Annotated in this window: 16 protein-coding genes; all 16 read right to left on the reverse strand. The window is 41.3% G+C overall.

What is annotated here, in order from left to right; genetic code table 11:
• Positions 1–153: 153 nt before the first annotated feature.
• The 16 genes from FBQ94_RS01475 to FBQ94_RS01550 all read right to left on the reverse strand — a co-directional run bounded on the left by FBQ94_RS01475 (position 154) and on the right by FBQ94_RS01550 (position 15,711).
• The gene (locus tag FBQ94_RS01475; protein ID WP_007222501.1) at positions 154–717 is read right to left on the reverse strand and encodes an REP-associated tyrosine transposase; all 564 of its coding nucleotides are present in this window, start codon (positions 715–717) and stop codon (positions 154–156) included.
• 160 nt (positions 718–877) lie between these two features.
• On the reverse strand, positions 878–1,285 hold the full coding sequence (locus FBQ94_RS01480) for a HepT-like ribonuclease domain-containing protein (RefSeq protein ID WP_007222502.1): 408 nt from the start codon (positions 1,283–1,285) through the stop codon (positions 878–880).
• Positions 1,286–1,351: 66 nt separating this feature from the next.
• Positions 1,352–1,705, reverse strand: coding sequence for a nucleotidyltransferase domain-containing protein (locus FBQ94_RS01485; protein ID WP_007222503.1), 354 nt, complete (start codon positions 1,703–1,705; stop codon positions 1,352–1,354).
• Between the two features lie 26 nt (positions 1,706–1,731).
• Positions 1,732–2,136 carry a type II toxin-antitoxin system VapC family toxin gene (vapC, locus tag FBQ94_RS01490; protein WP_007222504.1) on the reverse strand — a complete coding sequence of 135 codons (405 nt, stop codon included), beginning with the start codon at positions 2,134–2,136 and terminating at the stop codon, positions 1,732–1,734.
• Positions 2,120–2,329, reverse strand: coding sequence for a hypothetical protein (locus FBQ94_RS01495; RefSeq protein ID WP_007222505.1), 210 nt, complete (start codon positions 2,327–2,329; stop codon positions 2,120–2,122). The genes vapC and FBQ94_RS01495 overlap by 17 nt, the downstream gene beginning before the upstream one ends.
• 141 nt (positions 2,330–2,470) lie before the next feature.
• Positions 2,471–3,565: a type III-A CRISPR-associated RAMP protein Csm5 gene (csm5, locus tag FBQ94_RS01500; RefSeq protein ID WP_007222506.1), complete on the reverse strand. Its 1,095-nt coding sequence runs from the start codon at positions 3,563–3,565 to the stop codon at positions 2,471–2,473.
• Positions 3,562–4,539 (reverse strand): type III-A CRISPR-associated RAMP protein Csm4, encoded by a 978-nt coding sequence (csm4, locus tag FBQ94_RS01505; RefSeq protein ID WP_007222507.1) that lies wholly within the window; start codon positions 4,537–4,539, stop codon positions 3,562–3,564. Before csm4 ends, csm5 begins: the two co-directional genes overlap by 4 nt.
• Before the next feature lie 2 nt (positions 4,540–4,541).
• A complete protein-coding gene (csm3, locus tag FBQ94_RS01510; protein ID WP_007222508.1) occupies positions 4,542–5,300 on the reverse strand; it encodes a type III-A CRISPR-associated RAMP protein Csm3 in 759 nt (252 codons plus the stop codon).
• A 4-nt stretch (positions 5,301–5,304) separates the two neighbouring features.
• Positions 5,305–5,811, reverse strand: coding sequence for a type III-A CRISPR-associated protein Csm2 (csm2, locus tag FBQ94_RS01515; protein WP_007222509.1), 507 nt, complete (start codon positions 5,809–5,811; stop codon positions 5,305–5,307).
• Entirely contained in the window at positions 5,811–8,303 is a 2,493-nt protein-coding gene (gene cas10, locus FBQ94_RS01520; RefSeq protein WP_007222510.1) for a type III-A CRISPR-associated protein Cas10/Csm1, read from the reverse strand. Before cas10 ends, csm2 begins: the two co-directional genes overlap by 1 nt.
• A 367-nt stretch (positions 8,304–8,670) precedes the next feature.
• Positions 8,671–9,816, reverse strand: coding sequence for a CRISPR-associated ring nuclease Csm6 (gene csm6 / locus FBQ94_RS01525; protein ID WP_007222511.1), 1,146 nt, complete (start codon positions 9,814–9,816; stop codon positions 8,671–8,673).
• Complete coding sequence (locus FBQ94_RS17620) at positions 9,813–10,199, reverse strand: hypothetical protein (protein WP_502872682.1); 387 nt, start codon at positions 10,197–10,199, stop codon at positions 9,813–9,815. The genes csm6 and FBQ94_RS17620 overlap by 4 nt, the downstream gene beginning before the upstream one ends.
• Before the next feature lie 296 nt (positions 10,200–10,495).
• The gene (gene yidD, locus FBQ94_RS01535) at positions 10,496–10,705 is read right to left on the reverse strand and encodes a membrane protein insertion efficiency factor YidD (protein WP_007222512.1); all 210 of its coding nucleotides are present in this window, start codon (positions 10,703–10,705) and stop codon (positions 10,496–10,498) included.
• Positions 10,686–11,045, reverse strand: coding sequence for a ribonuclease P protein component (gene rnpA, locus FBQ94_RS01540; RefSeq protein ID WP_007222513.1), 360 nt, complete (start codon positions 11,043–11,045; stop codon positions 10,686–10,688). The genes yidD and rnpA overlap by 20 nt, the downstream gene beginning before the upstream one ends.
• Positions 11,046–11,681: 636 nt before the next feature.
• Entirely contained in the window at positions 11,682–13,658 is a 1,977-nt protein-coding gene (locus FBQ94_RS01545; RefSeq protein ID WP_007222515.1) for a C1 family peptidase, read from the reverse strand.
• Between the two features lie 325 nt (positions 13,659–13,983).
• Positions 13,984–15,711 carry an alpha-amylase family glycosyl hydrolase gene (locus FBQ94_RS01550; RefSeq protein WP_007222516.1) on the reverse strand — a complete coding sequence of 576 codons (1,728 nt, stop codon included), beginning with the start codon at positions 15,709–15,711 and terminating at the stop codon, positions 13,984–13,986.
• Between the last annotated feature and the right edge of the window lie 28 nt (positions 15,712–15,739).

A 15,739-nucleotide genomic window follows, 5' to 3' on the forward strand; every position in this document is an offset into this window, starting at 1 on the left:
TTATGTCAACTTTCAGGGTGGCACTGACAAACTGTGTTTGTCAGTGCTTTATCATCCATAGCAATGTGTATGTTCAAACAAGCACGGATAAACCATATCTCTACTCAATACGCACGGACAAACAAGTTTGTCCGTGCCACCCTTATTCGCTAGTTAAAGATTCATTTCATCAACAGCCAAAACAACATCTCTTTCCCCTGCATACCAACCTGCACTTGACCACTTCCATTCTTGTGGATTAAGGACAAGCCCTCTGCGTACCGGATTCCCATGCACATAGTGAATCTTCTCAAAAAGTTCATCTTTGCTTGTGATATTTCGGTCGTAGCCCGGACCGGCTTGCCAGAATCTAAAAACATCTCTTGATCCAAATTTAATCGTTAATTTGTCCCGCCAATTACAATCATGTTCTTCCAGATAATGTTTCGCCCTTCTGGCAACTGACTGTTTAATAGCCTTTAAGAACAGAGAAATGTTGTAATTTTCGACTAACGGATAAACCAATAGATGAGCATGCTCTGGCATGATTACATATGCCCACAGGGCATATTGGTATTTCTCTTTAACTGTGATAATTGATTCAATAAGCCAATTTCTCGTTCTATCTTTACTCAACAAAGGAAGACACTGATAGCAGGAAAACGTTAAAAAATGTGCATGGCAAGGAACGTTATAATGGCGAATAGTTTTCTTATGTTGAGGGGAATTGTTATTCAATGGTATATTATCTTTTATTTTATACGGCTACAGGGTGGCACTGACAAACTCTGTTTGTCAGTGTTTTATCATCCACAGCAATATACATGTTCAAACAAGTATGGAGAGGTCATATCCTCATTCAAGACGCACGGACAAACGAAGTTTGTCCGTGCCACCTTTAGTCAATGAAAAGTTTTTTCGTTTTGTCCACAAATTCTTTTATTTCGCCAATCCTGTTCTTCACAACCATAATGTTTTGCCAGTTTACCCTTAAATACTGATGTATTGTTTCATTGCGGTGTTTCACTAATGGCGCGATTTTTAAGACAATATCTCCTGCAAACTCATGGCAGGCAAGAATAGTATCCTTGTAAGTATCGGGTACATTTCTTTTGTTTTTCTTTAAACATTCCTCGGCGATGTCTGTAAGACAGAGGATAATGTCGTTGATGCTCTTATCAAGAATGTTCCTTCTGTCTCTATCAGCAAAGTAAACATCTCTATCGACGCCTTCTAATCTGGAAAGGAAATAACCGATTGTTTCACTAATAAATGCAAAGAGGCGATCTATTTTGCTATCAACCATAGAATAAATTCTCTAAATTTCTTTTCATTGTTTCTCTGTACTCTTTGTGACCTTGGTGGTAAATTATTATCCTTTTAACATCTTCCTGAAACGAATTTCTTCTGTCTCATGAAGTACTCTGCGTGCAATTTCATAGAGTGTATTGTGATCAGGTTCTGCCAGGTGTATTCCTTTCAACGCTTCCTGGATGACAAAGGGTGATTCGTCTTCATCATCGAGCCTCAGGATGGATATATCTCGTTCAGCAGACATAAGAATTTTGTCAATTATTTCAATCTCTTCTTCCGTGTCCTTTGCATTTATAAAAACTGCAAGATCAATATCGGACCTTATGTGGGGTGTCCCTCTTGCATATGAACCGTAGAGGATTGCAAGGCGGATTTTGCCTTCTTTGCTGAGTTTTTGAAGGACATCTTTCATTTGTGTTAATTCGTTTTCGTTATACATTATGTAAAAGAATAAAGATTTAATTCAATCTCTTTTCCGATAATCTCAAAGTGTTTATCCAGGGTTAAAAGCTGTACATTGTTTGCATGTACCACCACAGAAATGTAGCAGTATGAAAGCCCAATGGTTTTCCCTTTCTGACGGAGTACACGGGACAATTCTCCAGCCTTTTCCCACAATTCGGTAGAATCAGGAAGAAAGTCAAATACCTGTAAGAATTCCTTCAGTACATCAACTTCCTGCTGTGACTTTGCGCCCTGTATCAACCCGGCAAGCACAATACCGGTACAGCAAATGCGAGTGCTGTCTATCAATTCCAGAACGGCTTTATGGTAAGGGGCTTTCTTCCTGAAGAACTCGATCCATGCAGAGGTGTCTACGAGAACCTTATCCGAGTCTTTCATCTTCATGCCTGAGTTTATCGGCAGGTTTTATAAATTCCATCTTGCCTGCCATAGACTTTATCTTTTCGGTCTTTTTCATGCGTATTTCATCTTTTATTGCTTTTATCACCGCTTCCGTTTTGCTCTTTGCCTGAACAGTTGACATTAATTCATCCAGTAAGGAATTTGGCAATGTTATGGTTGTTCTTGACATATAAATTCTCCACAATAATATGCTTGAAAATAGCATAAATATTTTATAAATATTTATGCTTTTATTCAAGATAGTAATTAGATATTACAACAATATTTCTACTCCCAACTTCAGTCATATTTGGTACTTTTGTATCCATATCTATTTAGATGTAACTTTATTACTTACTGATAATTTTAAGAATCCCATCGGATATTTACCCATAACAAGATGCTTTGATTTTCCATATTTTCTCTCAGTCCTGAGTTCCTGAGCAATTGTCATGGACATAAGACCGCTACCCCAACCAAGTCGAAAGAGATAACCGCCTTTGGCATAATCAAGAATTTGTTGATAAACCTTGCTAATTACCTCTCCGCCGCTAATACCACTTAAAAATTTATCCTTTTCCTCATTAAGAGCGTTCTTGTAAAAATTGTCACATGCTTCCAAAAGACTTTTTAGATTAACAGTTTCATGCATTTTGTCTATACTACACTCTCGGTTGCACAACACTTTTTTATCAAGGCTTATTTCAAGTTCGATTGAAACCGGTTTACCAATGAGACTGCCATATGTTACCTCAGACAGTATCTGAATAGTAGTTGGATTGATACGTCCATCCTTTTTTTTATAGTTTGTAACCTCTCCAAAAAAGGTAGCATTTTCTGGAAGGAAAACATCTTTAATCTTGATAGCACGAAATGGGTCTTTATCAATATCAAATCTTATCCTTCCGTCCCGTCCTTCAATATTTGCCTTAAATAATTCACCCTCTATCAAATCTGCCCTATTTTTCTCTTTTACCGGAGTTTTTCCTTTTAAGAAATTCAGGTAAGCCGTTCTTAACGCTCCTTTAATTGATGAACCTGGTAAAAATGGCTTGCTACCTGTTCTGATAAACGGCGACATGGACAACTGGTTTTCAGGCTCATCAAACTTTTCTTCATATTTCTTTTTAGCTTCGTTGCTTACATTTACAGTCCACTCAGTATATTTTCCAATGTCTATAATATTTCTCACAAACGTCCTTAATGCTACCAAGGTGGTTTTCTGAGCATAATCTTTGCCAGTCAATTTCTTGAATTCTTCTGTTTTTTTATCCGAAAGTGTTGAAAGCCACTCTTCCATATTCACCTTATAAAATCTGTCCTTTATCACATATTCGAGTGGTTCTAACTCTGTACCATCCCCTATGTGTACAGGGGTTAATATCTCTGCCTTAATCTTATATGTTTCCTGTCTTGGATAATTCATATAACCCTCACTTTTAACGGAAGAGCAATACCGTAATGGACAATATCTTTTTGTTTATGAACATTTGGTATCAAACTGCCATAAAAAGATTTTTGATTGTTAGTTACAAATACAGAGCCGGGGTTTAACATGAGTACAGGCATTTTATATGGTCCACCATCAATACCCGAAGCCCAGTGTCCACCAATTTTGCCAAACTTTGTTGATGTATCGTAAAAGCAGTCGTGAAAATCTCTATGCTTGGGATGATAATGGGAAATCGTCATAAAACCATTTGGATTGTCGGACTCTGGCAAATCCCATCCTTCAATAAGCTTATAGTTAAATGCCCCTCTTCCAACTGACTTATCAGCACCGTAACCACTTCTTGCAATAAAATCAAATATCTCATTTAGGCCATTTGCTCCAAAATAAGTATCCTCAATATAGACGCATAGTTCCATACCCTCTTTATAGAAAGTATCCTCTTTAGCAAACAACTTACCTTCTACAACCCTGTCTGTTAACCGATTTTTTGAGTTATGCCAGACTTCCATCTGTTCAAGTTTAAAAATATCCTTATTTTCAAGAAGGATTTCACCATGCAAATGTTTCGTATAGAGATAATAGCATGAGAGATTGTTTTTGAGCATTTCCATAGCAGTTATTTCTATATACGATAACTTTTTGAATAACTTCAATTCTCCAGTAAATTCAAGCCTTGTCTGGCTTCCTTTCTTGTATTCCTGCCATAACTCATTTTCTTCTGCAATGGAAAGTGGACGTAAAACAGGCATGGGAAGAAAATCTTTAGGAAAACCTGACGACAAAATCAACGAGGCGTTATTTTCATTAAATGTCTTGAGAAATTTGAGAAGTTCATTTTCTCCCTTTAGATACCTCAACGCCCAGCAAATATGGCCGAATAGGGTATCAGAATGTAGTGGCGTTTGAAATGGTGAGCAAGGATTGATAATTAGCCTGTATCTTGCCATTTTTATGTCCTCTTATTCTTGCCTGTGATTTCTTGATAGCGATCCTTAATCTCTTCCTCTTTGTTATCTACAAACACGTTACCGGGTATAAACTTTCCATCTTTAGAAATGCCGAACTGTATCTGCCCGTATCCTCTGCTTCCTGAGCCTCCAAGCGCATCTTGTTCCAAAAGCCATAGACCATGAAGAAGCCATTGAAAATTTGTCTCGTCTGTTTCTCCTTTGTCGTTTATATCAAACACACGGTAATCTATGCGGAATGAAAAGTCGGTACCAGCAGGAACACGTTCATATTGACGTAAACTACCTGTTTTTGCTTTACCTTTGAGGCGATCAATGGCCGTCTCCGTTTTTTCTTCGACATACAGGAGACCTTTTTTAAGTTGGAGTTTTTTTAATTTATCTTTTGAAGATTCAGTAACCCACCCATCTCTGAAAATTGCCCTACCAGGACCAAAGTTAACCTCATCATCTGTTACTCCAAATATCCTACATATAGGACAGTTTACATCTTTATTGCAATCCTTAAATTGATGTACATTGCCATTTTTGCCTAATTTACCATCTATCTCCCATTCGAGAAGTGAACGGATTTTACCTTTAATAGATGAACCTGGGATATATGGAAATTTATCTAGTGGATTTCTTATAATCGGATTATCCATACCTCCAATTTCAATAGTATCCTTAGAACCTCCGATTCTAAGACCACTCACACATTGAATAATGCCAGTCACTGTCTTGTATTCTTTAAATTCCATATCTTTATCTCCCTTTAAAAAAGCCCATTACTGCCTCAAAAAAAAGAGCAAAATCATTAAAGTCTCTTTCAGATTTACTAAGATCAGAACCTTGTTCAATCATACTTTTTAAATGTCCAAAACCTGTTTTCCGTTTGTTTTCTGCCCTTGCGTATGCGTAAGCAGCCTTAGACTTTAAAAGTCCTACCATTGCCTCGTTAGATTGGAATCCACCCGCTTCTATTTGTGATTGCAACGCCTTAACTTCGTTATAAAAATTTCTTAGTGCGGTGGGTGTGACACCAAATCCGTTATCATAAAGCAAATTTGACCAATTTTCTGCATCAGTGGTTAAAAGATCTCTTCTTAGCTGTCCATTGGCTCTGAAAACAATCTCTGCCGTTTTAGTTGGTTGTTCTGCCCGCATACCCTTTTTATCAGAACGGTATTGTTGATTTTGAAAATTTTTACCAACATGATTTTGTTTATCCTTACTACCAAATTTATCCATTATTTCTTTTGGGATATCCATTATCTCCCACCTCCTCTATTTTTATAAAGCGTCCAAAATACAGGTATTTTAAGGTTATTCATAAGTGTTTTATTAAATCCAGTTCCTACTATATACAATGGGCTTAACATATCGAGAAAAATTTGATTTAGGACATTTCCTTGCTTGTTCTTCTTTTCAATATTTCTTCGCACATCCCTTGTCATAAGGGAATGGAATTTGAGTCCCTCGACAATTCCATCCTCTGATGACAAATACATCTCATGATATTTCAACAACCTGTAGAGAAAGGATGCGTTGACTTTTGCATCCTCCTCATTAAAGGCGTTATTTAATGCCTTCATGAACTCCTCTAACTCTCGGAGTTCATCCCATTTTACTGTTGTGTCAAATACGGTAATGCTGTTTTTTCCATCCGCTTCTTTTGATTTATCAAGATTGTCATCAGCGCCTTTCGTTGCCAATTTGACTGGACTGCCCGGACGCATTAGATTAATGCCCATGGATATGGTTATATTGGGATTCCCTCCAACATAGGATTTGAACTTAACTCCAATCTGACGACCAAACCTAAACGCATCTTCCCATGGTGCAATCATGAGTAAATCGTCACCACCAGCGTAAACAGTGTAGGTCATGGGGAATTTTTCTCTTATTTCTTCTATGAGCCAGCCGGTGAAGAAGTAATTCAACATCCTCGACAGACTTGCATATCTCGATATGGAAAAGGCATCTCTCAACCCATTGCTAAATATAAAACCCAGATCATCCACATCTGCCTTGATAATTGCAAGATGGTCAACACCTTTACCATTATTATCTCTAACTGCTGAAGCTGATATGCACTGAAACGTTAGATATTTTGCCACCAATTGCTTTCTTATGGGAATATTTTCTTCACCGTCTCCTTCAAGTTTGCAGGAATTTCCACAATATTTACAGAGTGTATTTCCTTCATCCGGATGTTCATTGTTTAAATCGATATCGTCTTCACTCGTTTCAGGGATATAGTTTGAGATGTATCGTCTTATAAATCCCTCATTTTTGTTGCTTTCTTCATCTCCGATTCTCTCCAAAAGTATCCAGTCATTGCCTTTAACTTTAAAAGAAAGACTATATCCCATTAAATCAAATTCACCCTTGCCTTCTCCCTCGTAAAAGTATAAAAGCGGTTTGGATACAAGTTCTTCTCCCAGATTTTCTGAATTAGTGCACATCTGACAGCGTTCTTTACCGCTATCCTTTGGATATATCTTGCAAAATTCACATGTGCCTTTTTCTTGCAAAGACGCAAAGGCATTTCGCATTGCAGCGCCTATCATTCCTTCGTTACTCATTACAATATCCAAAAACCGTTTTTTCTTAGATAATTCTACTGCCTGTCCCAACTCCTTATATTTTTGTGAGAATTTTTCTGAACCAAAATCTTCTCCGGAAAGCGCAATGTCGCAGGCAATATTTAAAGAGAGTTTGCCAAGAAATTGCTGATAAAACCAGGTATCAATCTCTTGCTTTAATTTAGGAACTGCCTCTTTTGCAAACGGTGTATTGGGCACAATTAGGACGAATCGTCCACCCGCGTTCATAATCCGGCAACTTATTGGAAGATTGAGTCTTCTTAATATCTTAATAGAGGCCACTTCTGTTAAAAGGGAAAGATAGAAAGAACGTCCTCTGAGTATCTTACTCAATTTTTTGGGGTTTGATGAGCCGATTTCGAATATAAACTTCTGGATGCCGGAGAGATCGCCGGCAATAAGCATGAATTTGTCCTTACTATTATTGATAATTTCTTTTTCATCAAAATTACTGTAATGGTATTGATAAAGACATGCCGCAATGGCTGATGTTGTTGAAAGATGATCGTAAAGAGAGATATCGTTAAATTTATCCCGTGTATCACTTGGAACGCACCATAAAAATTCTTCAAGGAGTGATAAGTAACCATTGAAGAGAGCATCAAAATCTTTTGGCATAAAATTTAGAAAAGATTTCCCAAACTCCCCATGCAGTTTTTCATAACTGTAACTTAACTGCGAAAGTTCATTAATGGAAATGGGAAATGCAGCTTTTGGTAATAACTTCTGCATATTATAGTATTGTGGAATTGGTTGTCCTTTCTCGATATCAACCCTTGTTAAAATAGACCTTAATCTTGCATTTTTAAAATCCAATTCAGATGGTTCTTCGCCAAGCCTTTCGCTTGAGGAATAGCTATCGGCTCGGCTAACAATATATGCCAATGCTCTTGCATGAGTATCTTCAATTTTTTGAACTAACAATTCATCGGGCATTCGGGAATATTCATGGTGTCGCTGAACCAAGATTTTCAACAAGTCAAAATCAACCCAATTCTTGCCAATCCGTTTTTTAAATTCATCACTCGAAACATAGTCTGCGGAAAAGAGTGGATGTTTTTTTCTTACATCTGCACGATTTAAAAACTTGCCAATATCATGTAGCAATGCTGCAAGCATAACAGTCTGATATTCCCTTTTTCGCCTTTCATCCATATCTTCCTCCATATTGAAAAGTAGCTAGCAAACAGTAATTAGTTTCCGTTGTCAGTGTTAGTTTCTACATTACGTACATATGACATATATGACACGGACAAATGATCCCCGTTCAAGGCATACGGGGACATGGTTTGTTCGTGCCACCTCGGAATAAAAGTTTCTCTATTATCAGATGTTACCTGTTTCCTGTTTTTCATGTTTTCATTAGACATTTTTCACCATAACGTGTTAAAACTCAACATAAGAAATATTTCGGAAATATTTCTTATTATCCAAAAATCGTAAACCTCAAATCGTTATTCGTAAATTTTTGCAGAAAATGGTAAAAATACGTTTTAAGACACTTATCAGCGTCCTGTTGTTTTTATTCTATGACCATCTTTCTCTTCTCCAACCTTAGTCCATACTGTGTACTACCATAGCTGCCGGCAGACGTTATCGTATAAAAGGGGACAAGGTTTTTGTCCCGAATACCATCTTCTATTTCTCTTCTTATCTTACTGATAGTCTGCCGTATTATTTTGGGTGGAATACCTCCCTTTCTTATATACTTTTCATAAAGCTCAGAATTCCTCAAAGAATTCTTACCGAATATCTTCTCATAACATGCGACAAAGGTCTTCAATGCTTCCCTGCCCATCAGATACCCTATCGGGGTATAACAATCAATACATTCGAGGCAGTATTTCCTTTCCGGTTGCCGGCAGTGATACAGCTTTTGCTCCATAAGTATTAGGTAAAGGGATAGCTCCATCGGCGTGAGATAAATAATCCTGTCGCCGATTTCGAGTGACCTGTCACGCAGATTCACCCTGAGAGGTTCCTGTACCAGCGCCGTATCTATCCTTTCCTGTCCCTGATGGACGAGATCTCTAAAACTATTACTGCCCAGGTGTAACTTTTCCTTCAGGCGGATGAATGGCAGCTCTGCTAACTGGACACCAGCCATATCTGTGCTTATTTCTTTTTTGGTTCCGTCAGGCATCCTGCATGGTATCAGTTTCGGTTTCCTGGGAGGATAGAAGAAGTCGGGATTACTTTCGAATTCTGGCCTTACCAGAACGTGATACAGCTTGTCCCATGGCCTTCCAAAGAGCTGCAACGCGCCACCAAGATAGAACCCCATGGTCTTACGGCCTCCGGCAATAGAACAATGAATCCTTATCGTTAAGTCTTTTGCCTTTTCTCTGATAAATCCCGTTATGATGTCCCCGGCCGCCTCATTCTCTTTATTATCCCTTATATCTTGCAATGGAGCGCCATCATGGCTTTTTATTACGACAAGGCAGTCCTCGGTAAAGGATATATCGGGAAGTTTATATTCCTCTATAAGTCGCCTGAGTATACCTTGTTTGATAAGGATATCGGTAATCAGTTGTTTACCATAGGAGGTTGTTATGATATATAATTCCCTAATAAATACAGGGGGGATATTTCTGGATAGCGCATACATTGTTTCTGTAATAATCTGAGGGGTAGCGCCTGCTACGCAAATAAGGATGTCTTTCATTTTTTATATTTTCTTGACAGATCCACTTTTTGTAAATACCACATCTGACCCGTGAAGATTACAGGGAAGGGAAATTTCTCGATGGAGGCAAAGGATTGTTTTTCGGCAATTAGATGCTCGATGATGAAGGGTGCGGTACCTTTGGGTGGAGATGGAGCATTTTTGCGTCTTCCGGGAGGCGGGGTCTCGAAGATGTAGGAATAGATGCACTTCCGCTTAAGGAGACAGCCATTGCATTCCTTGCCCCTGATGGCGCAAACAACCCGCTTAAAGGCGTACCCAAAGCTACTATAAAATACGGCTCCCGGATAGGCAGGAAAGCGTATCGGTTCTTTGGCACAGACGGTGAACCTGAATTTTGCTACCCGAAACTTTTCGAGCATAGAGATCCTTATAAAAGTTGGATACTGCCTTTAACAGGAAACTTCCTAAAGAACAACTCGTTCGGTAATATAGGGATATCAATTGAGAAAATCAATAAGAAAATATAAAGAGAATAGGGAATCCCGAGAGAAGAGGCAATCATGGGGTGTTTGTCTTCTGTTTTTTTCAGAACTTTAACAAAAGACAGATAAACTATTTGATTTTATACCATACTTTTCTTGAAACACACCTCTTATTCCCCTCTTGCTAGCCTTATCCTTACCCACATCTTTAGAACACCACGAAGAAACGGTATTTATTCTACAGGGTCATACCCGGAGCCGCCAAACGGGTGGCACCTTAATATACGCCATATCCCAAGGCATATACCCCGCAGAATACCCTTCTTTCTTACAGCATCTATCATGTATTGGGAGCATGTAGGATCGTAACGGCAGGAGGGGAGCAAAAGGGGTGAGATAACAAACTGGTAAGCCTGAATGAGTTTAATGATAATGAACTTCATTGTTTATTTGCAGTAATAATTTTTTAAATCCATTCTCAATATCCGATAGTTTTATATCGGATGAGAAAGGGTGCCGGGGAATGGCGATGATGTCAACCGGTATAGTTAGTATATGCTTGTTCAACCGGTATACTTCCCTGAGCAGCCGTTTGGCGCGGTTGCGCCGTACGGCATTTCCCACCTTTTTACTTACTACCAATCCTAAACGGGAAATTTGCTGGTTATTGGGGGCAACGTAGAGAACAACCATAGCGTTTTTAAATACCTTGCCCTCATGAAAAACCCTTTCAAACTCCCTGTTCAGGGTTAAGTGTTCAGCTTTTGTGAATCGGAAATTCATAGTTCTTTAGTATATCCTTACAGAATCATGAACTCAAAGGATTTTCTTTTTCTAAGGAAGAATACAAGAAGAGCGAATATAAAACAGGCCTTCGGCGACTTTGTTTGTGATCAGACGTAGGGGCAGGTTTTAAACCTGCCCCTACAACAGAACATTGGAATTCCCGAAACGTTTACATTAAGTTGGGTTTTAAAAGATAAAACCCAACGGCTGTTCTTTTTTACCCACCCCTGAATCCCCTCCCAAGAGGGGACTTTTTATTCCCTCTCCTGGGATGGATTAGGGACATATGCATCAAGCTAAGAATATCGCTCCTTAAGAGAGGCGGAGACACCCTTCGAAAAAGAAGAATATACGTCCATTTTTTTCCTCTAATAAGCTCATTATTACCTACAAGTCAGAGGGGAAATTTGAGGTTTTGCGATGCCATCCAGAACGGGCGGCGCGGACAAACTGGTTTGTCCGTGCTTGTTTGAATATACACAAGGATAGGGAAGAGAAAACACCGACAAACAGGGTTTGTCAGTGCCACCCAAAACTAGCTTTTGGATTTTTTGCTGAACTTGAACTCTGTTGACCATGTACTTTACAAACATTGATACAAGGATACTGTTTTCTCCTCCCTCCCCCAAATCTTTACGCAAGTATTTTACGCCTATCACTCAGAGAAGATGCAGAGCGATGAATGGTAAACTGCGCCGTTACCTCCGGCTCCTGAAGTATGCGGGCAAGTGTAGCACGCAGGGTCGGTTTATCATCGTCAAAGTCACCATGGCTGGTTGCTGTCGAGTGGTCCGGCGTGCCTGGCGAAGCATTGTTGGGAGAAAGGATCCACTGGACTTTCTTTGTATCAAAACGCTTGACGAGATCGTCGTCAGCCCCGACAAATTTTTCCATACCGAGAAGTGCCTCGCCATCCCTGAACAGGGGTATGCGCGGCTTATCCTCCAGGGCATTGGAAACTAAATAGAGGAGTGATTTATTATACACAGAAGCACAATGATCGTCCTGCTCCGCATCATCCGTAAGGGTAAATAAAGTAAAATGCCCTATATTCCCTTCCTGAATAACCGGTAAATAGGTTTGTTTGAATAGTTCGGTTGTGCACGCCGGAGCCCACAGGGTACAAGATGCAACCTTAAGCCCATAACCACGCTTCCCCTTCATCGGGCCTGAAGTAATCTTTCCCTCCGCAGCCAACAACTGGACGAGCGGCGCATGAAAGATGCCACCCGCGCTATGTCCTGCTACATGGATTTCAACAGAAGAATCTTTTGCTAACTCTGTCAAATATCTGGCTGCAATACGGGCGCCCCCCCTGCTCTCAACGGTCGCGCCAACTGCGTTCTCCTTCATCTCATCCCAATGGAGCTTTCCGCCAAGCATTCGTACCATTGGCTCCAGGGCATCATCCAGCCGGTTCAGCATGAAATCTTTGGTTGCATCCAGAAAACCTTCGGGACGCCGCCTGCTTACAGCATCTTTCAATATATTAGTCAGCGTTGTCCAAAAATCGGTCTTCCAGATGAACGCAAGCGGATAAACCTCCTCTTCCAGCAGCGCAGTGCGGTAATCGGCAACACGCTGTATAGCGGAAGATTCATTCGTGAGTCCTCCGTGTGCATACAGAAGGATTCGCCTTTTACGCCACTTTTCCGTGATACGCGGAAAGTCTTCACGAAAAATTGATGCAACATCTGCTTCTGATGTGCCATAGGTGCCGTGTGTTCTGAGAAGTCCATCGTTACCAATACTGATAATGTGCGGACGGATATCCCGGAAGGCGTACGTCTCAGACTGTCTGGCCGCGGCTGATTGACTGGTAGCAGTGGCTTTTGCGGTGCGGAGTGTAACCGGCGCACCTAATCTCGCCACCCAAACATCAGTCCCGTGTTCCAGCCAATCATCGTAGGTGATCAGGGCAAATCCTTCCCTTCCCCAGTTTACTCCCCAGGAGTTTTGGATCCAAAAGCCCCGTCCATCATAAGCCACGATGGCAAAGGCATGTCCCCCCAGGATGGTATCGTCAGGAGGAATTATTCCATCAGCATCGATCATATTCCATCCCTCATGCACAACGGCAGTAGCATAGAGAATCCCCACCTCAGCAAGGACGGTATGCATGGCGACCAGGTCCTTGTGGTTAACCCGGTAATAAGCGCCAAGCGGTCGCCTGGAAGCATCGCTTACCCGTTCATCATTCAGGTGTTGATCTGACTGCCGGGTATCATACGGCCAAATTGTTTCGGCACAAACCCCATGCTTATGCCAGCCCTTCATCGCCCCGCGGGCGCTGGAGCCCTCATAATCTTCTCCCGGCCACTCATCGTAACGTTTTGCCATTTCATAAAACATGCGCGGACTTACTGACATATCATCCGGCATCACTCTCCGCTTACGCAACAGATAATTTGCCACAGTAGCCAGACCAAAGCCGGTACAAGCGCCTTCATTCCCCTGGTCAAGAATTGGCACCTGCCATAGTCTATAGTCACTAAGGTCGATATGTATTGGCACTTCCATCAATGTTGCCACATACATCTTATCCCGGAAATCAAGCGTATCAGGCCGGGCATCCAGGATACGCCTTGCCTCTTTCTTCTTTGTTGCCATAGCTGTCACTCCCTCCGAAAATGGTGTTACCGAAAAATTGCAGTTGGACACAGAAGAACACAGATAAACACTGAGTTCCCAGATGTAGGACAAGGCTTTAGCCTTGCCGACCCGCTTAAATATGTGCACGGGGATAGCAACCCTGAAGGGTTGCCCTACAGAATTGAAATTCCTGTATTAAATATTGATCACGATACCGGAGAGCATGTGATTTACAAAACTTCGTCTCGTTATATGCTGTCCGGTTTCAATCATGGATCACTATAAGCTTGTGCCTCATTATAAAATTCAGGTATTAAGGAAATCATCAGGTTTTATTCAAATATTAGAAAGATCCGGATCTCTTTAAAATAACCAACTCGTGGCCATCAAGCGGTACCTTAACGGCATGCCTTTGACCTCTCTGTTCCACAGTTACCTGTTTTTCAGGAGCAAGCAGGTTGACCATCTTCTGTCCTGCCGGGTTCAGATTGATATCGATCGTGATAAAATCATTCCTGGGACTGGCATCCAGATTCAGGGCGATAAGGATTTCACAATCATCAAGTATCCTTGAATACGCCAGTACGCATTTCCCGTCAATAGGATATCCGAAGTCTACTCCGTTCCCGGAAATCTCCCGGAAATATTGTCTGCCATAGCGTAACGCCGGTTCGCGCTGCCGAACAGATGCTATGCCGGCGATGCCCTGATATATCGGGTGATTCTTATTAAAAAAATGACGTCCGGTACTGTCAAAGGCGCCCCATTGACCGCCAAACATACATTCTCTGATGTAGCGGTCGTTATCCCCGCCCCCATCAAAACCTTGTTCCGTCCCATAATACATGCAAGGCACACCCTGGCTGGTCAGCAGATACCCAAGGGCAAGGACAGCTTGTTTCGGATGAGGGTTACCATGCATAAAACGGCGGTAAGGCCTGGCCATCTGATCGTGGTTGTCTACGAATGTCACAAAGTACTGGCCCGCAGCTCCATGATCTGCATACATGGTCCTGAACCGCTCGTAACGCTCACGCAAACCTGAGGGGTTGGCGAGGCCTTTGATAACCTCTTCCAGCATAAAATACAGGGGGAAATCCAGGCAGGCATCCAGAGAAGGGAACCGTTCATTCGTTCCTTCTATGCGGCTGTTACGTCCAATATAGCGCTCCAGGGTTGGATCATCAGCGACTACTTCACCAAAGAGAAAGAAATTCTGTTTACCGATACGTTTCGCATATTCACGCACTGCATTGCAAAAGATAGCGGTTGCGCTGTTCTCAATATGTTTTACCGTATCTACCCGAAACCCGTCAATATCCGCAACCGCAATCCAGTACTTATAGGCCTTGATAAGGGTATCTAATACCTCAGGCTGAGCAATATCCAATTCCTTCAGGCTCACAAAGTCTCCATGTACGGCTTCGTCAGGATCATTCCAATCCCTGATCTGTCCTCTTCTTTTATAATATCCCTGGTGTTGAAGCTCCTGTGGCCACACAGCATCACCTTTCTGGAAACCCGGCGTTGAGTCGGCTTCCCGCCAGAAGCCAAAGTCAAACGGGCCTGGCGCTTCCCTCCAATAGTAATAAGGATAATCACCAGGATATGCCCAATTGTCACCGGTATGATTAATGATAATATCAAGAATAACGTACATACCTTTTTTATGAGCTTGACGGACTAACTCTTGTAAATCCTGCTTCGTACCGAACCGCGGATCTACCTCCAGGAAATCCTGGATACCATATCCATGATAACTATCCATTCTCTCCTGACGATTTTTCAATACGGGACTCAGCCATATCGCATTGGCGCCCAACCCGCGAATATAATCAAGACGGCGAATAATACCCTTGATATTTCCTCCCTGGAAAACCCCGCCCTGTTCCGGGTCTCTCCCCCTGGGTGCGCTTGCAGGATCGTAGGCTGGAATATTCTCCTTGTTATCATCAAACCGGTCTGCCAGTAAAAAATAGATGAAAAGATCACGCCAATCACCGGGTGATGGGAAGGCCTTTTCCTGAGGTGTAAAGTCTAATTCTTTTATTGATGTAATTCTCTCAGCCATAGCTTAATCCTCCTAAATCTTATAAAGG

It is taken from the genome of Candidatus Jettenia sp. AMX1 (genome assembly GCF_030263775.1).
Classification (GTDB): domain Bacteria; phylum Planctomycetota; class Brocadiia; order Brocadiales; family Brocadiaceae; genus Jettenia; species Jettenia caeni.

Bases quoted from the DNA above. Each gene is read 5' to 3' on its own strand.
- csm5 (WP_007222506.1), bottom strand. From the start codon at position 3,565: ATGAATTATCCAAGACAGGAAACATATAAGATTAAGGCAGAGATATTA.
- FBQ94_RS01550 (WP_007222516.1), bottom strand. From the start codon at position 15,711: ATGGCTGAGAGAATTACATCAATAAAAGAATTAGACTTTACACCTCAG.
- cas10 (WP_007222510.1), bottom strand. From the start codon at position 8,303: ATGGATGAAAGGCGAAAAAGGGAATATCAGACTGTTATGCTTGCAGCA.
- csm6 (WP_007222511.1), bottom strand. From the start codon at position 9,816: ATGAAAGACATCCTTATTTGCGTAGCAGGCGCTACCCCTCAGATTATT.
- yidD (WP_007222512.1), bottom strand. From the start codon at position 10,705: ATGAAGTTCATTATCATTAAACTCATTCAGGCTTACCAGTTTGTTATC.
- FBQ94_RS01495 (WP_007222505.1), bottom strand. From the start codon at position 2,329: ATGTCAAGAACAACCATAACATTGCCAAATTCCTTACTGGATGAATTA.
- rnpA (WP_007222513.1), bottom strand. From the start codon at position 11,045: ATGAATTTCCGATTCACAAAAGCTGAACACTTAACCCTGAACAGGGAG.
- FBQ94_RS01480 (WP_007222502.1), bottom strand. From the start codon at position 1,285: ATGGTTGATAGCAAAATAGATCGCCTCTTTGCATTTATTAGTGAAACA.
- csm2 (WP_007222509.1), bottom strand. From the start codon at position 5,811: ATGGATATCCCAAAAGAAATAATGGATAAATTTGGTAGTAAGGATAAA.
- csm4 (WP_007222507.1), bottom strand. From the start codon at position 4,539: ATGGCAAGATACAGGCTAATTATCAATCCTTGCTCACCATTTCAAACG.
- csm3 (WP_007222508.1), bottom strand. From the start codon at position 5,300: ATGGAATTTAAAGAATACAAGACAGTGACTGGCATTATTCAATGTGTG.
- FBQ94_RS01485 (WP_007222503.1), bottom strand. From the start codon at position 1,705: ATGAAAGATGTCCTTCAAAAACTCAGCAAAGAAGGCAAAATCCGCCTT.
- FBQ94_RS17620 (WP_502872682.1), bottom strand. From the start codon at position 10,199: ATGCTCGAAAAGTTTCGGGTAGCAAAATTCAGGTTCACCGTCTGTGCC.
- FBQ94_RS01545 (WP_007222515.1), bottom strand. From the start codon at position 13,658: ATGGCAACAAAGAAGAAAGAGGCAAGGCGTATCCTGGATGCCCGGCCT.
- vapC (WP_007222504.1), bottom strand. From the start codon at position 2,136: ATGAAAGACTCGGATAAGGTTCTCGTAGACACCTCTGCATGGATCGAG.